Origin of the sequence: Pseudomonas sp. B6001, from assembly GCF_013386015.1 — a bacterium.
Lineage (GTDB): Bacteria > Pseudomonadota > Gammaproteobacteria > Pseudomonadales > Pseudomonadaceae > Aquipseudomonas.
In genome coordinates this window covers 1-17336 of the sequence record NZ_JACAOX010000016.1, presented here as the reverse complement: position 1 = coordinate 17336, position 17336 = coordinate 1, and the positions used below count along the sequence as shown (strand labels likewise).

Annotated in this window: 4 protein-coding genes; all 4 read right to left on the bottom strand. The window is 64.6% G+C overall.

The annotated features are described in order from the left end of the window. Positions 1-219: 219 nt before the first annotated feature. Positions 220-12783 (bottom strand): filamentous hemagglutinin family protein, encoded by a 12564-nt coding sequence (locus HX821_RS16730; protein WP_177036093.1) that lies wholly within the window; start codon positions 12781-12783, stop codon positions 220-222. Between the two features lie 201 nt (positions 12784-12984). Beyond that, positions 12985-14148, bottom strand: coding sequence for a substrate-binding domain-containing protein (locus HX821_RS16725; RefSeq protein ID WP_003210472.1), 1164 nt, complete (start codon positions 14146-14148; stop codon positions 12985-12987). A gap of 483 nt (positions 14149-14631) precedes the next feature. After that, on the bottom strand, positions 14632-15843 hold the full coding sequence (gene gspF, locus HX821_RS16720; RefSeq protein WP_008432563.1) for a type II secretion system inner membrane protein GspF: 1212 nt from the start codon (positions 15841-15843) through the stop codon (positions 14632-14634). Beyond that, a complete protein-coding gene (gene gspE / locus HX821_RS16715; RefSeq protein WP_003210467.1) occupies positions 15843-17261 on the bottom strand; it encodes a type II secretion system ATPase GspE in 1419 nt (472 codons plus the stop codon). The genes gspF and gspE overlap by 1 nt, the downstream gene beginning before the upstream one ends. Positions 17262-17336: the final 75 nt, after the last annotated feature.

The window sequence follows — 17336 nt, the reverse complement described above, 5'->3', positions numbered from 1 at the left end:
CAATGCTGAGCGCTTCGTACTTTTAATCGCCTCCAGCTCCTGGCCTGACAGATCAGGGTGATAGAGCTCGCACTTGGTGGCCGAGATATCACTCATCCCGGCCTCAGTGACTACCGGCTCGACCGCGCCACCATCCACCGGGAAAAGCCGGGCCCCCAAGACGAAAAAAAGGGGCGATCAATGATCGCCCCAAATACAACGAGAGGTCCTTTTCTAAAACTACAAGCTGATCTGCTGGCGCTCCTCATCCGTCAACCGCGCCCGCGCCTGGTCACTCAACGGTCCGGCGCCGAGTACCTGCACCGGGCTGTTGGGGTTGTAGCCCGAAGTCTTCTGCCCGTCCTCCGGCTTGCGCTCCACTGGCTCGCTGCCAAAGCTCAACACTTCCACTGTGACAATCGACGCCCGGCCCTGTTTGGCCGCCGCCTGCTGGCTGCGCGCGGCATCTTCCGCCGCCTGGGACGCCGCCGCACCGGCTGCGCTCGCCGAGGTCATGGCCCCGGTGTTTACCGCCGCCGACACCGGCACCCCGGACGACTTGCCCTGGGTCTGGATGTTGGCGGCATTAACGACGCGCAACGCGGCAATGTTGATGTTGCCCGAGACCCGAATCCCCGCTTCACCCGCATCGATGGTGCCCAGCGGGGCGATCAGGTCGATGTCTCCGGCCGGCACTTCGGGAATCGGGTTCAAGGTGGCAATCCCCGCCCCGGTGCTCGGCACCGCCGGCGACAGGGTCACGTTGCCCCAGTTGTCGTAGACACGCTTGGGCGGCGTGTACACCACGGTGGTCTTGGATCCGCGACCGGCGTTGATGTCGCCCTCGCCGGACCAGCCCATGATCGAGCCGCCGAAGGTGGTCATGATGCGGCTCTGGCCCAGCAGGATGCTGCCCATGGAATACAGCTGGATATCGCCGGCGCCCTGGGTGATCACACCGGCGGTGGACGGCGGTGCCGCGCCTTCGATGCCGAAGGTCTGCCCACCGCCCGGGGTGAGCATCTGGATCGAGCCACCGAAATTGGTGTGTACACCGGAGCCGCCGAACAACGTGATATCGCCCTTGTAGGTGATCGGGTTGCCGGCCACGTCCTTGTCCGGGAACAGCGCGGCAATCGCTGCACGCCCCCGTACATAGCTGCCCTGGCGCACACCGCCCACCGCGTTGTACTCACGGCCGGCGGCCTTGAGTTCGGCGAAGTACACATCACGGGCGAACACCCGTTGCTGTTCAGCGGGCAGTGCGGCGTAAACCGCGCGGGCCTGCTCGCGGGTGCCGACGAAACCGAAGCGCTCGGCGAGCCAGGTGACCAGTTCGTTCTCATAGGTCTTGGCGACCTTGCCGCCCTGGATCGACAGGGCTTCGCCTGGCTGGACGAGGTTGGCCGGGTCCAGGTAGGCCTCGACAAAGCGCCGGTAATCCGGGCCGTTGGGGCCGACGCCAGCTTGCATGACGATGCCTGCGCCAGGGCGGTTGTCGCCCGCGACCACCGGGCCCAGGCTGGTGATGCTGACTTCGCCGCCCTTCGCCGGGTCACGCCCGGACATCAGGATATTGCCGCCCGCCGTCACTTCCAGCAGGCCAGGACCGGCACCCTGGAAGTTGCTGTACAGAATGTCGCGCCCGGCGGAGACGATGGAGATGTCAGTGGGGTTGTTGTGGATGAACAGGTTGCCGGTCGACTGCTCGCTGACCGCACCGGGGGCCGTATTAAAACGGCTGCCACTGCTGACAATGTCTCGCCCCGCCATCATCCAAACCGGCCCGTTACCCTCATACCAGGTCTGCCCCGAATGCAAAAACGAGGGGGAAGAATTGAACGTCAGGGTCCGGCCGCTGCTGACCCCCACCAGATCGCCGGTCAAGGCATAGAACCGCGCCGGTTCCGTTGGCGCGTAAGCGGCTGCCGACGCCGTGGCGGAGCCAAAGGCAAACAAAGGACGCGGAATGGAACCCGACGAGCTACCGTTCTCCGACAGATTGTTGCCATCGGCAACCACCTGACCATCAATGGTCCCGACGAACGCCGGCCGCCAAGGTGTGGCCATGATGCTGGGGTCGGCCCCGGAAGGCGTGACAAACATACCGCCCGCATAAATCGAGTCATGGGCCAGGAATTGCAACTGGCTGCTGGCACCGGGGGCGAGCACCAAGGCATTTATCGGACTCGTATCGGCTTGGTACCCCAGGACGGCGCTTCCGTAATAAATACTGCCGCCAGCCGCCGTCGCTCGAACGATCGATGGGTAGACAGTTGCCAGGTCGGACGCTGCGGCGGAGACAGATGGCGTCAAGTTGCCCCCCGCTGAAAACAGGTCGATTGCCGTGTGACCGGTCCACAACGAGAACCAACTTTCGCCGGTCCCACTCGTCCCGCCACGGGTAAACGATGAGTTGTTCAGCAGGACGACACGGCCCGGGTCAATCACTTGCTGCAGCACCAGGTCACCCAATGTCGTCAGGTTGAATGTGGCATCCCCCGGCACCAGGGTGATACCCCCCACTGCCCGGCCACGGGTCGCCTGGAACGGATCGAATGCGCGGGTTTCGCCCGGGCTCTGCTCAGAGCTGTTGCTGCCGTAGGTCAGGTCGATCCGGCCCGTGGTCGCACTTTGCAGTTGGACATTGCCCCGGATATTCACCAACTGGCCGTTCTGATCGTTTACATCAACCACGCTGCCAGGGTTCAGGGCGCCACCGATACGCACCCGTAAATCACCACCGCCCGTCAACTGCAGGCTGCCATCACCGGCAACCCGCCCGGTACTGCCGACCGCCAGCACCAGCCCCTGGCTGCGCGGGTTGGCAGAGGCCGACATTGGGTTGCCGTCCATGCGCCGAAGCACACCGGCATCCCCGCCTACCTGAACATCTACGTCACCGCCGCCGAGGGTGCCGAAACCGGTAAACCCGACGAACGCATCAGCCTTGGAGGCGTTGGCGGTATAGCTCCCGAAATTGATCCACCAGGCCGTCGGCTGCGCCTGCCCGCCGGTGTTCACCGTGCCGCTGCCCTGGCGCCACAGCCAGTTGGCCACATCGGCGGAGTCGATGCCGTTATCCAGGGGGTTGGGCCGACTTGGGTTGAAGACGCCTCCCAGGATATTCCCCGTCAGGTTGCCCCCCACGTTCATGCTCAAATTCCCCCCTGCCTCCGGGTACCAGGCACGGTACAGGCTGTCAGATGAGCCGTTGACGAACTGTTCAAAATAACTGTTGGTATCGTTCAGCACCGTCTTCGCGCTGTTCAGCGCCTTGGGCTGGTTGTAGGGGTCACTGGCACCGGTTGCAGTGGACGATGTACCGGCGGTGTAGACCCCATACAGGGAGTACATGCTCAAGTTGCCGGCGCTGAGCAGTTCGAGGTCGCCCGTACCGGTGCGAATCACACTGAAACGGCTGCTGGAGGGGGTCGCCGCATACTCTTTGCCGCTTTGGGCCTGGCAGTAGGCGGGCGAGCTTGCACAGAACTCATCGATGGAAGGGATACCGAACTGGTCCAGGATGCTTTGCTCGATCGGCGTTCCGACGGTGACGATAATCCCGTTGTCCGCCAGGTCCTTGGCGCCGAATTCGGTCCAGACATAGCCAACTTTCACGGCGCAGTACGCCGGATTGCCCCCACAGAAATCATCAATCGAACCCAGGCCGAAATCATCGAGGATCTTTTGGTCGATCGGGTCGCCTTCCTTGACCACCACCCCATTGGCCGCAAAGTCCTCCACCGCGAAGGCGGTCCAGGTCAACTTGCCCTTGGCGGGCATCTCCTTGGCAAACATGCCGTAGTGGCTGTCAGCCAAACGCAGGTCGCCGCTGCGCGGATGGGCTTGCAGGATGCGGCTGTCGGCCGCCTCGGTGTCAGCACCTGCAACCAACCGCAGCGACCAGGATTGCGAACCTTCGGCCAGCATCGGCGAGAGGGCCCACAGCTTGCCCTGGCGCCCCGCCACTTCCGGGCGCAACGCCACCGACTCAGCCCCGCCCGGCAACTTGACGTTGGTGCCGGAAGGAATCAACGCGCCGCGCGGCAGCGGTATGTCGCCATTGAGGGTCACGTAGTTTTGCGTCGGGTTAAGCGCCTCGTAGTTCGTCGGCAACGGCACCCCTTTGGGCCAGGTCAGCGCCCCGAGCCGGGTGTCCTGGGTCAGCAGGCTGCCGGCGTCCAGCTGTGAGCCGGCCGCCAGGGTGTGTGCCTGGCTCAATAACGTGCCTGCGGCAAACAGCACATTGCCCGCGCTGTCGAACACCGCTGCGGCCAATACCGTACCGGCAGGCAGCGTCAGGTCCTGGTTCAGCGTCGCCCGGGTCGGCAAGCGCGTACCGGCGGCCACGCCCACGGCCTTGATCGGCAGGTCGTAGTTGAGCACGGTGCCCGCCGGGAAGGTCGTGCCGTCCGCCAGGGTGATGCCGTTACCCGGCACGATGATCGTGCCGCCGGTAAAGTCGATGCCCGGCAACAACACCCAGCCCTTGTCATCGACGGTCTGTGGTGGCGGCGCGAAACCGTCGTTGATGCTGCCGTAAATATTCAGGTCGCCACCGGCGCGCAGGGTCAGGCTGCCCGACTCACCGGAGCCATACACCGAGGTTTTCTGGCTGTTGGGGTTGAGGCTGGCGTAACGGAAGCCGGACAGGTCCAGATCGCCCTGCACCACCAGGTCACTGTCCGCGGTCTTGCTGACGATTTCCACGCCCGGGCGCAGGTGGAAGGCATCGGCGTAGGTTGCATTGTTAAGCCCGGCGAGTTTGTTTTGCAGCAGGTTCTGGTTGAGCAATGCACCGTTGATAAAGGCCGTGCTCAGCACATGCTTGCCATCCAGGTAGGCCTGGTCGATCTGTTGGTAAGGCCGCCCGCTGGCCGTCGGATCGGTGACCAGTGGCGCATCGTCGTAACTGATCATGCCGTTGAGGGTGATCGAGCGCGCGCCCTGGATCGTCAGGCGGCCATGGGCATCGATGTTGATGTCGTTGCTGGTGCCATCGACGTTGATCAGCCGTGGTGCATTCAGTTCCAGGGTGCCGCGGTTGCGCCCGTCATTGCCCTGGACCGCCTCGGTGCCGTGGCGCAGGTCGATGCGTGCGCCATCGGCCAGGGTCAGTTGACCGGTGCCGGAGCCGAGCACCACCATGGCCCGGTTGGGCGAATCGATGATCTTGCCGTAGCTGTCCACCCGCAGCTTGCTGCCATGGGCGTCGAGTACCGCGCCGCCGTCCAGCGTCAGGCCGTGCTTGCCGGCCAGGTTGATGCTGCCGACGCGCTCGCCACTGGCGTCCACCAGGCCGGTGACCCGCAGGCTGCCGTTGTCCACGGAGACGTTGACGGTGCCGGCCTTGAGGCCATTACCGATGGTCAAGTCGCCCTGCTTGAGTTGGAAGCTGCGTGTGCCGAACACCTGGCCTTGATTCAGGCGCTGGTTGAGGTCGGCGAACTGCTGGTCCAGCGAACCGCTGCTGCCCAGGCGCTGGGCCTGGATTTCCACGGTACCGGCCTCATAAGGCATCGTGGTCCCGCCCGCATCGTAATAGCCACTGCTGCCGGCGAGGATCGTGCCTTGCAGGTCGACGATACCGCCCGCCGCGTCCACCGCAACCGCCCGCAGTTTGCCGGCCTGGTTGTTTTTGGCCGAGAGGTCGATGGTCGAGCCGGCAGCCTGCAGTATGTTGCCGCTGCGGCTGTCCAGCAGCACAGTGCCGCCCGCGCCGTATTGGCTCACATCGTTGAACACAGTGGCGCCACCGGCCACGTCGATCAACGCCGCATCCGTCAGCACCACATCACCCCGGGCGCCCAGGCTGACTTTGCCGCTGGGCAGCACTACCGCCGTGGCCAGGCGAATGCTATCGCCTTGCAGGGACAGTTCGGCGCCCTGGCCGTCGGCCTTGCCACGCGCCCCCGCGGACGCTGCAATATCAATCGCCCCACCTGCGGTCATGCGGTTCACCGAACCGGCTTCGCCGGTCATCAGCGGGGTGAGGATATTCAGGTCGCCGCCGCTGTACTGGAAGCCCTTCACCGGATCATAGGCGCCCTGGCTCTGATACACCGAGAGGCTGCCCTTGTGGTTGGCGGTAATGCGCTCGCTGGCATTGAGGTTCACGCTGGCAAAGCCCAAAGCCAGGCGATCGAAACTGCTCACGGTGTTGGTCTGGGCAAAGGCGCCGTAGCCGAACTCAATACGCTCGGCGTTGATATCCAGGCGCCCGCTGCCAGTACCCGCCCCGCCGGCGATCACCGAGCCCGGTGGGGTGGTCGCGCCCTGCCAGATCAGGTTGGCGGTATGAATGTTGGCCACGTCGCCAGCGCCACCGGCACCGTAGATCGCCGGAGTGGAAAGCATCAGGTTGCTCAGCCGCGATTTACCCGTCAGTGGGTCATAGGTGTCCAGGGAGGTACTGCCGTAGAAGTTGAAACTGTCCCGTGCCGAGAGCTGCAGGGTTTCCAGCGCCGGCGCACCGAACTGTGAATCACCTTTGAGCAGGCGATCAAGAAGCGCCTGGGTGAGTGTCAGGCCGGCCGGCAACTGATTGGCCACAGCGGCAGCGGCCAGGGCTTGGGCGCTGCCGAGGTTAATGGTGTTGACCCCCAGGTTGAGGTGACGGGTGCCGTAGCGCACCTGGTCGCCCAACTGGAAGGTATTGTTGGTCAATGCCACGATGCTGCCTTCGGAGTACAGCCCGGTTTGCCCGCTGCACAGGCCCGTGTCACACACACCGATGCTGATCCCGCCGCTGGGCACCGTCGTATTGAATGCAATGACATTGAGCAAGCCGTTGGACGCCGCCAGCATATTGGTGACTTTGTAGATAAAACCGTCACGAGCGTCGTAGCTGGCTTTGCCACGGCCGATGGTGTTGATGGATGCGCCCTGCTCCAGGACGATCGCGTTGGTGTCACTCAACAAAAAGACTTCCGGCGCTGCGAGCGTCACACCTTCCCGAAGCGTGACGGTGCTGTTGGCCCGACTCGTACCGCCAGCCAGGACGATGTAATTCCCGGACTGGCCATACGTAACTGCCGTCATCCCCCCCACCATCAAACGCGAGGCTCCCAAGGCGTTGAGGCTGTCATCGTTGAAGGTAATGCCGGAAAAACCGCTGGTTGCGGAACTGCCCGCCGCGACGACTTCAATACCCAGTTTGCCTGGATCAATCACCGCCACCGCGCCGCCATAGCCACCCGCCGCGGCCTCAAAACGGCCTATGCCCTGGAACGAAAACGCATCAGCGCCGCCCCCTGGCCGCAAGGCCAGTTTCAGGGTCTTGGCGTCGACGGCGAGCATCGGGCGTGGCACACCCTGTTTCGCAGCGTCGGCCATGGCGAACTGGGCGTAGCTGGTTTCGTTGTATTGGGAATAGCGACGCAAGGTATCGGCCGAGGTCAGAATCAACTGGCTGGCAACGCTGTTGCCGATCCCGGTGTTGGCGATGGACAAGCGCCCGGCGGTGGACCAGGAGCCATTGCGCATGCGCTGGGTGGCGGCATCACTGCCGAGCCCGGCCAGGCCGTTGATCTCGACGCGGAAAGCGCCGGGCATCAAGGCGTAGGTGGACGGCATCAGGGTATAAGTGCCCGCCGGCAGCCCCGGCACTCCGGCGCCGATGGTGACCTGCTGGCCCACCAACGGATCGACTGCGCCTTTCTCCGGTGCCACCGGCGCCGAGCCAGGCTGCACCCCGGGCACGATGGCGTAAATCGGGTTGGTGCCCAGGCCCGGCAACACAAAACCGCCATTGGCACCAAACTGCACCAGTGGGCTGTAGCGCGCATCCGTAGAGCCTCCGCGCCCAGAAACGAAACCGGCCCCCAGCAATTCGCCGCCGCCCGACAGATCCAGGGTAGCCTCAGGCTGCACCTGCACCGACTGGCCGCCGAGAATCACCCCGACGCTGAGTTCCGCGTCCTGGTTGACCAGCCCGCCCTGGCCGACAAACGTCACGGTCTTGCCGTTGTACTTATAGACCTGCCCGTCCAGGGTGCCGCCATACGGCAGCACCAGGCCCCTGCCGCTCACCGACGTCACGCTGCCCGGCAGCAATTGCACCTGGCTGCTGCCCATGCTGCCGATATCGATCAACCCCAGGGGCGCCCGCACCACACCGCCCTGCCGCACCGTCGCGGCGCCCAGTTGCAGGCGCCCGAATGCCGAGTAAGGCACCGCGGCATCCGTGTTGCCGGTACGGCCAATGGTCAGGGTGCGCAGCGGGTCGAACGTGATGTTGAGGCTGTTGAATTCGCTCAGGTAGCCGGCAATGACCCGCGCACCGACCTCCGTGGCCGGATACAACTGCGCCGCCCGCAAGGTCATATCGCCCTGGGTCAATAACTGGGTGCTGACCCTCAAGGCCACGCCGTCCGGGTTCGCACCCGCCAGGAAGCGCAGATCGCCCTGGCTGGTCAGGTTGACCTGATCAAAGCCGCGACGCTCAAGGCCGATCAGGCTGTCGTCGGCCTGGCGCAGTTTGCCCTTGCTGCCAAACAACACGCTGCCGCGCACATCGATCAAGCTGCCGCTGGCATTGAACTGCGCCTCGGTGGCACGCAGCGAGGGTAACGGCAACACCGACACCGGGTTCACGTAGAACTCCCGGGCCGGCGAATCCATGCCGGACAGCAGCAGAGACGGTGCCGACAGATTCACCCGGGCATTGGCTGCCGCGCCCTCACTGAGGTTGAAGGCACCGCTGTACAGGCGCAGGCTCTGGCCCATGTTCAAGGACACATCGCCGTCGAAACTCAACAGGCCGTTGCTCATCAATGCCAGGTTGTCGAAGCCGCCCGCACTGACCTGGTCGACGCCCAGGCGAGCGTGGCCGTATTCCAGGCTGTCGGCCGCGTCGGCGGCGGTGCCGGCGAGCGTGTGGGCCTGATGGGTCTGGCCGAGCACCAATTCACGCACCTTCAGCACGCGATCCGTGACACTGCTCTTGGTGTAATACGGGCTGTCCAGCGCTACGTTCAGGCTGCCGCCCGCTGCGCCGGCACCGCCGGCCCGGGCTACCAGACTGCCGTCCAGGTACAAGCCATTGTTGGACGCCAGGCTGATGCTGCCGCCATTGCTGGCCACCCGGGTTGCGCCCTGCCCCGGCACATCCAACACCGCTTGCGTGCCCGACGCGTCCAGCCGGGCGCCCTCGCGTACCACCACAAACAGGTCGCTGGCAGTGACCGTGCCGGTGCTCAGGTTGATCTCGCCACCGATGCTGATCTTGCCGCCGTCACGGACCAACCCGTATTGGCTCCCGCGATTGTCCACGGCAGTCGCGGCCCGGGCGGAGACATCGATCAGTGCGTTTTCACCCAGCCAGATGGAGCGGCCGTGGCCAACCGCGTTGGCCGGCTCGAACGCGCGCGTGGTCAGGCCGTTCAGGTTGACGCTGCCACCCCAGGCATTGAGCGTGCCGTCGACCGTCAGTTGACCGATGCTGCGCAGGTTGATCGACTGGCCCGGGTCGACGCGGATCACCGCGCCCTTGCCGACCACCAGCGCGGTTGTCGGCAGTTGCTCGGCAGGCGACTCCAGGTGGCCGGCGGAAAGAGTCAGGCTGGCGCCACGGCGTTGGCCGAGTACGCCCTTGCTGGCGTCTTCCTGGTAAAGCGGCGGGGTCCAGCGCTCCATCACGCTGGCCGCATCGCCGCCACCCGGCGTCGTGGCGGCCTGCTCCGAGAGCCGGTAGGCCGGCACGTTCACATCCACCTGAGTACCATCGGCGACCAGCAATCCTTCGTTGCCGGTAATGTCATAGGCCGAAAAACCCTTGTTGAAAAAATCCCCGGCCAACTGCAAGGTCTTGGCGTCCGGCGCCTGCGGGCTCTGGCCGATCCGCACCTTGTTGGCCTGCAAGGTCAGGGTGCCGCCTGCGCTGACGCCATAGCCGCGAATCTCGGCGCCCAGGTCCAAAGCCCCCAGTGCGCCCACGGTCACGTCGCCGCCCTTGCCGCCCCGGACTTTGCCATCCAGGCCGATGGTCGCCCCGGACGACGTTTCCACCAGGCTGCCCGCCGCGAGGTTCACGTCGCCGGAGTTGCGCAACGACACCTTGCCACCGTTGATATACGCCACCCCGTCAGTGGCCGAGGGGTCGAGCGCCAGATTATTCCAGCGCCCGGAACTGTCCAGCTTGACTCCGGCGGCCACATCGAGCCGGCCGATGCCCGGCAGAATCACATCGCCAACGACATTGGAGCGATTGAGGTCGACCTGATTCAGCAGGTTGCCCGCGTTGATGCTGCCGCCGTGGGCCGTGAGGTTGGCATTGACTGAAATCACGGGGCCGAACAGGGTGATGTCGCCGCCGTCAGCCACCTTGAGTGCGCCATTGACGTCAATCTGCTGCTTTGCGCCGACCTTGATCGCGCCCAATCGGTAGCCATTGAGCTGGTCACTGTCGAGCACCAGTTTGCCCTGGCGTTCGGTCGGCAGCGCAGTGGCCAGGTCCAGGCCGTCGGCGATTTTTTGCGCGCTGCTCTCGATCAGCACCTGGTCGATGGTCGGGGTCAAGGCGTAGCGCAAGGTGCCGGTGGCCTTGTTGTACACCGGCGTGTACTGGCCAATGATCAACTGCGCCCGCTGGGCCATGGCCTGCTGTGACTGCTGATAACCATCAAGGTTGATATTCGGTGCCTGGGTCTGGCGATCGCCCTGGAATACATCGCTGATCAACTGGCCTTCCAGCACCGCGTTGGTGGTGCCCACCACCAGCTTGCCGGCGTCGCGGCCCACGGTGTAGCCCGCCTCGTAGCGGCTTTGCTGGGCCACCAGCGGGTTGTAGTAGAAATCGCTGCGGCCCCAGCGGGCGCTGGTGTCTTCAAAGCCCTTGTAGATCCCCGCGTAGAGAATGTCCCCGGGGGCTTTCGACAGCTCATAGAGCTGGCCGTCAGGCCCCTTGAGCCAGGTCTGGCGGATGTAGCCGGCCTGCACATCGACGGTGCCGCCCGACAGATTGACCTGGGCCCCCTGCTGGGTCACCACGTCCTTGCCGGTGAACGTCACAGTGCCGCCCTGGGCCATCCACTCGCCGACCGAGTGGCCCTGGGTGCCCAGGTAACCGCCGACTTCCAGCAGCCCGCCGGCGGTGTACCAGCGGTCCGTCGCATAGCCGTTGGTGCCGGCCGGGACGAACACCAGGTCCCGCAGATCGACCCACACGTCATTGTTGATCAATTGCCCGCCGTCACGGTTGGCGGGCGCGTCGCGCTGTTCGTTGCCTTGCACGTTGATCTTGATGTTGTTGGCTTCCATCGCCACCTTGACGCCAATCGCGCCGGACACGTCGATCATCGCGCCGTCACGCACCAGGCTGCGCTGGCCGGCACTGACCGCCACCTGGCCGCCGGTGGCCAGGGTGATCGAGCCTTTGCGCAAATCCACAGTGCCGCCGCTGACGATCTCGATCCGCGACTGGTCAGTGCGGTCGGCCACCGCGCTGAGGTTGTTGAACTGGCCGGTGATCAGGTTGGCAGGCAAGCCGTCGAGCTTGATCAGGCCGTTGTCCTTCTGGCTGTTGAGGGCGGTGCTGCCGCTGGCGTCCAGCAGGATCGCCGTGGTGCTGCCCTCGCCCAGGGTCACGCTGGCGCTGGTGTCGCTGGCGGCGTTGAGCAAGTGAATCGTGCCGCGGGTATCCACCGAGGTGCTGGCCAGGGCCACGCCGTTCTGCTGCACCTGGTGCCCGGTGAGGGTGATGTCGCCGGTCGACGCCATGATCAGGCCGCTGTTGCTGACCTTGCCCGACGTGCTGCCGGCCTTGAGGCTGGTGGCCACTTCATTGCCACGGGTGGTGGAGCGGTCGTTGCCGGTGGTGCCGACGCCCTTGCGGATATAAAAACTGTCGCCGGCGGCCAGGGTGGCCTGGCCCCTGGCGGTGATGATGCTGCCGGCGTTCTCGACCTCCGAGCCGAGCAGCAAGGCGTAGCCACCGGCGTCGGTAGAGGTGGCCGGGTTGTGAGTCTGGATCAACGCGCCGCGCTGCACCTCGACCTTGCCCGCCGCGTCGGTGAAGGTCGGCTGGGTGCCGTTGGCATCCACATAGATCCCGCGTTGGGTGAATTGGTCATCGGTGATGGTGGCGGCGGCCGCCACCAGGTTGCGCACATTGACCTGGCTGCTGCCGCTGAAGATCACCCCGTTGCGGTTCATGATCATCACTGTGCCAGGGGCGTTGATCTGGCCCTGGATTTCGCTGGGGCGCGCGTTGGGGTCGTTGACACGGTTGAGCACGGCCCAATTCGATTGCTGCTGGAAATCGACCGTGGTGTTGCGTCCGACGTTGAAGGTTTCCCAGTTGAGGATCGCCTTGTCGGCGGTCTGCTCGATGGTCACCGTGGTCTTGCCACCGGACTGGCTCTGGGTCGGGCCCTTGGCGTTGGTCCAGCCCTGGGTCAGGCTGTTGTCCACCTGCAAGCCGCCCTTGCCGAGGCCGTCGGGAATCGTCGAGACCTGGCCGAGCGCCGCTTGCCGGCCAGCGGCCTGGGCGGCCTGCTGGGCCGCAATCGCCGCGACACTGTTGTTGAGCGTGCTGATGGAACGTGACAACTGCTGGTTCGCCCGCGCCTGCTGATTCAACGACGGAATCCCCGGCACCTGCGCCCCGTTGAGGCGGGCCGCTGTCGCCGCCTGGGAGGCACCCTTGTCGGCAAACCAGCCGGAGCTGAACGCTGTCGCCGCGTGGGCGCTGCCTGCCACCATGAACAAGGCAATCGCCTGGGCCAGGGGTTTGAGGCGCAGGATCGTCTGGCCGCCAGGGCCTTGGGCATTCAGGTTGACCGGTGGTTTGCAGCGGACCATCAGGAAGCTTCCTTCTTTGTTATTGCCCATGGGGAACTGGCGACGTGCGTCACGTATGGGAGTTAGGCGGTTGGCGAGGGGCGGGACTGAACTTCTGTCATGGAAAGTTCATGTAAGGCTGATAGCCGAGCCGCAAACGCAAAAATCAGCAACGGCACAGGCCGTTGCTGATCGGGTGTTGCCGGTCGGTAAAAGCGTGGGTTACAGCGGACGACCGATGGCGTTGCAGACATCAGACTTGCCGATGCTCAGCGCGCTGGTTGCGGTAACGAAGTTGCTGGTGATCGCGGCTTTCCAGGCAGCTGGCAGTGGCACGAAGCGGTTGGCCTTGATCGCGTTGTCGTTGCTGTTCAAGGCGCTGGCACCGAAGTGACGGGTGAAGAATGCACGCACTTGCGAGGTCTGGGTGGCGTCGGCGTAGCACTGGCTGAAGATCAGGTTGGTGAAGCCCAGGATCGGATAACCGCTGCTTGGGTAAGGCACGACGCTTGGGTCGTTGGCATCGGCGGCGGCAGCAAACACCGGTACCCAGGCGTTCTGGTTGGCGACGTTGGCAGCAGCCGGTACGGGCACAGCAGCGATGGCGGCGGAAACGTTATCAGGGGCTGGAGAAACACCGGCGACCTTGGCCACTTTGGTGGCGTCATCCAGGCCAGCCAAGGTAGGCGCGGCATAGTCCGGGCTCATGTAGGTGATGCGACCATCACCGGCGTTCAGCGCGGTCATCACGCCTTGGCTGGTCACGGCAGGCACGGCGCCTGGTGGCACGCCGAAGCTGTCCGCGAAGTTGGTGGTGACCACAAATTTCTTGGACTCATTGACGCACTTGGCCGCCAGGAAACGGGTGAACAGCTCGGTGGTGCCACTGGCTTCGTTACGGTAAACCACCACGATGTTACCGGTGCGACCGGTAGCCGGGAGTTGGTTCCAGGTGGTGATGCGGCCCGAGAACACGCCGCACAGTTGATCAACGCTCAGGTCAACTGCATTGGTACCGGCCTTGTTGAATGGAATGGCAACCGAAGTGGCGACCGAAGGCACTTGAATCAACTTGCCCCAGGTCGCTTGTTTGGTGGAGGCGTAGGTGGACAGTTCAGTCGAGGTCAGCTTCGAGTCGCTGCCCGCCCAGTGAACGTTCTTGGTGCCGGTGCCGAACTGGCTGTAGTCGTTGTTCAGGAACGCCAGTTTGCCCTTGCCGCTGCCCACGCCGATGTACGGGGCGAAACCGGCGGTCAATACGCCGGAGGTCTGGTACAGCGGTTGTGGCAGGGTGGCGCCGCCGCCGTTGATGTCTGCCATAGCAGCCTGGGCCGAGCACAGTGCAGCGAGGGTCATGGATACCGCGAGAACGTTGCGCTTAAACATGAAGAAGCTCCTTTCGTCGTGTTTGTACGTTGGGGTAGATGACGCTATGGCTTCGGTCCCGGGCTGTGTTCCGGGGGGTACCCAGGGGTGAGGCCATGGGTATGAAATTTCGCAGCATCCGATGACAGCTAAAGGAAAAAACCTCGGGAGGAACGGCTTGATTTTTAAAAAGATTCTCGGGTGTTTTGGTCACACTTTTGAGCGGTTTGGGGGTGAGGTGACAGCGAGGTTTCAGCGCGGATTTCGAGTACCGGGCTGGAGGCGTTACGGGCCGTGTGGTGGGGTTGGGCAGATGACAGAATGAGGAACCCGAGGTTGGGACCCGCGTGTCGGGCGCGCGAAAATAGTCTTGAAGAAACGCAGTTCAAATGTGGGAGCGGGCTTGCTCGCGAAAGCGGTGGATCAGGCGCGACATGTGTTGACTGACACACCGCTTTCGCGAGCAAGCCCGCTCCCACCTTTTTGACCGCGTTTCGTCAGCAGTCAGGTCACCAGTTGGTTGATTTCGATGATCGGCAGCAGCACGGCCATGACGATGACCAGCACAACGGCGCCCATCACCACGATCATCAAGGGTTCAAGCAACGCCGTCATGCCCATCGCCCGACGCTCGATATCCCGCGACAGGGTTTGCGCCGCGCGCTCGAGCATTGGCGGCAGCGAGCCGGTTTTTTCGCCGCTGGCGATCAGGTGGATCAGCACGGGCGGAAAGACCTTTTCCACCGCCAGCGCAGGAGCCAGGTTGACGCCCTCGCGCACCTTGGCCGTCGCGTCGCTGACACACTGGCTCAGGCGGTCGTTGGACAAGGTCTGGCGCGCCGCTTCCAGGGCGCGCAACAACGGCACGCCCGCCCCGCCGAGAATCGCCAGGGTCGAGGCAAACCGCGCGGTGTTGAGGCCCAGTACAAAACGCCCGATCAACGGCAGGCGCAACACCCGGCTGTGCCAGCTCAACCGTGCCACGGGGTTGCGCAGGTACAGGCGCCAGCTCCAGAAACCACCCACGATCCCGGCAAAACACAGCCAGCCCCAGGCGCGGATGAAGTCACTCGCATTGAGCATCGCCAACGTCAGGCCCGGCAGGTCCTGGCGAGCCTGGGAAAACGCACTGACCACCTGCGGCACCACGTAGCTGAGCAGGAAAATCACAATGCCGATGGACACCAGCCCCACCACGCCCGGGTAGATAAACGCCGTGAGGATCTTGCCCCGCAGGTTATTGCGTTCCTCGATGTAGTCGGCGAGGCGCTCCATGACCTGGGCCAGGTCGCCGGACTCCTCCCCCGCCGCGATCAGCGCCCGATAGATCGACGGAAAGTCCCGGGGCCGGGCGGCCAACGCATCGGCCAGGCGCATGCCGCTGCGCACATCGGCGCGCACCGCGCTCAAGGTCTGGGCGATGTGTTTTTTCTCGGCTTGCTCCACCGTGGCGCTCAACGCGGCCTCCAGTGGCAGGCTAGCACCGAGCAGGCTCGCCAACTGGCGCGTGGCCCAGGCCAGGTCATTGTCCGAGAGTTTGGCGCTGAACCGGCCGCCACCGCCGGCACGCTCGTTGTTGTTCTCGACCTGCACCCGCAAGGCCGTCAGGCCACGGCTGCGCAGGTGGGCAAACGCGCCGCTCTGGCTGTCTGCCTCAAGGTGCCCGGACTCCAGCTTGCCGCTGGCGTCGGCGGCTTCGTAGCGGTATCGGTTCATCAGGCGTCCCGTGTTACGCGCAGGATTTCTTCGGGGGCGGTGGCGCCGCTGCGTACCCAGCGTTCGCCATCCTCACGCATGCTGAACATGCCGGCGCGGCGTGCGGCGGCTTTCAAGGCCTGCTCGCCGGCGCCCTGGTGGATCAGCCCGCGCAGCTCGTCGTCGATGCAGAACAATTCATGGATACCGGTACGCCCGCTGTAGCCGATCTGGTTGCACTGCGCGCACCCGACCGGCCGCCAGGTGCCGGGCGCGGCCGGGTCTTCCTGCTTGCAGTGCGGGCACAGCCGGCGCACCAGGCGCTGGGCCAATACGCCGAGCAGTGACGAGGCCAGCAGGAACGGTTCGACGCCCATGTCGATCAAGCGGTTGACCGCCGAGACGGCGTCGTTGGTGTGCAGGGTTGCGAGCACCAGGTGGCCCGTGAGCGAGGCCTGGACGGCAATTTGTGCGGTCTCCAGGTCGCGGATTTCGCCGATCATGATGATGTCCGGATCCTGGCGCAGGATTGCCCGCAGGGCCAGGGCGAAGGTCATGTCGATCTTGGCGTTGACCTGGATCTGGCTGATGCCCGGCAGGTCGTATTCCACCGGGTCTTCGACGGTCAGGATATTGCTGGTGCTCGCATCCAGCCGGGCCAGGGCGGCGTAGAGGCTGGTGGTCTTGCCGCTGCCGGTGGGGCCGGTGACCAGCACGATGCCGTGGGGTTGGCGGATCAGGGTGTCGAGTTTGGCCAGGACGGCGGGGTCCATGCCGAGGGTTTCCAGCTGCAGGCGGCCGGCTTGTTTGTCCAGCAGGCGCATCACTACGCGCTCGCCATGGCCGGTGGGCACGGTGGAGACGCGGATATCGATGGGGCGACCGGCCACGCGCAGGGCGATGCGGCCGTCCTGGGGCAGGCGTTTTTCGGCGATATCGAGTTGGGCCATGATCTTGATGCGTGAGACCAGGGCGCCGTGCAGGGCCTTGCGCGGGGACACCACGTCACGCAGGGTGCCGTCGACGCGGTAGCGCACCACGGAGTGGGTTTCGTAGGGTTCGATGTGGATGTCGCTGGCTTCGTCGCGGGCGGCCTGGGTGAGCAAGGCGTTGATCATGCGGATCACCGGGGCGCCGTCCTGGGTGTCGAGCAGGTCGGTGATTTCGGGGATGTCTTGCATGAGGCGGTCGAGGTCGACTTCGTTTTCGGCGGCGCCCACGACGGCGGCGGCGCTGCCGGTGTCGGCGTAGGCAGTGGCCAGGAGGCCGTCCAGTTCGTCGTCGCGCACCTGGATCAGGTGGGTTTGGCCGAACTGGCGGTGGACTTCGCTGATGGACCAGCCGGGGGTCGAGGGGCAGATGGTCAGCGTCGGGCCCTGGGTTCCCGGGTGAAGGAGGATGCGTTGGGATTTGGCCCAGGCGTAAGGCAGGAGGCTCATGCTTTTGGGCTTCGTTTGGTTGAGTACATATCCATTCCTTCGGTTACGGCTTCGATTGGTTCCGCTCTTACAGCG

Excerpts from the sequence above, each read along its gene's own strand:
- HX821_RS16730 (WP_177036093.1), bottom strand. The coding sequence starts at position 12,783 with ATGGTCCGCTGCAAACCACCGGTCAACCTGAATGCCCAAGGCCCTGGC.
- HX821_RS16725 (WP_003210472.1), bottom strand. The coding sequence starts at position 14,148 with ATGTTTAAGCGCAACGTTCTCGCGGTATCCATGACCCTCGCTGCACTG.
- gspF (WP_008432563.1), bottom strand. The coding sequence starts at position 15,843 with ATGAACCGATACCGCTACGAAGCCGCCGACGCCAGCGGCAAGCTGGAG.
- gspE (WP_003210467.1), bottom strand. The coding sequence starts at position 17,261 with ATGAGCCTCCTGCCTTACGCCTGGGCCAAATCCCAACGCATCCTCCTT.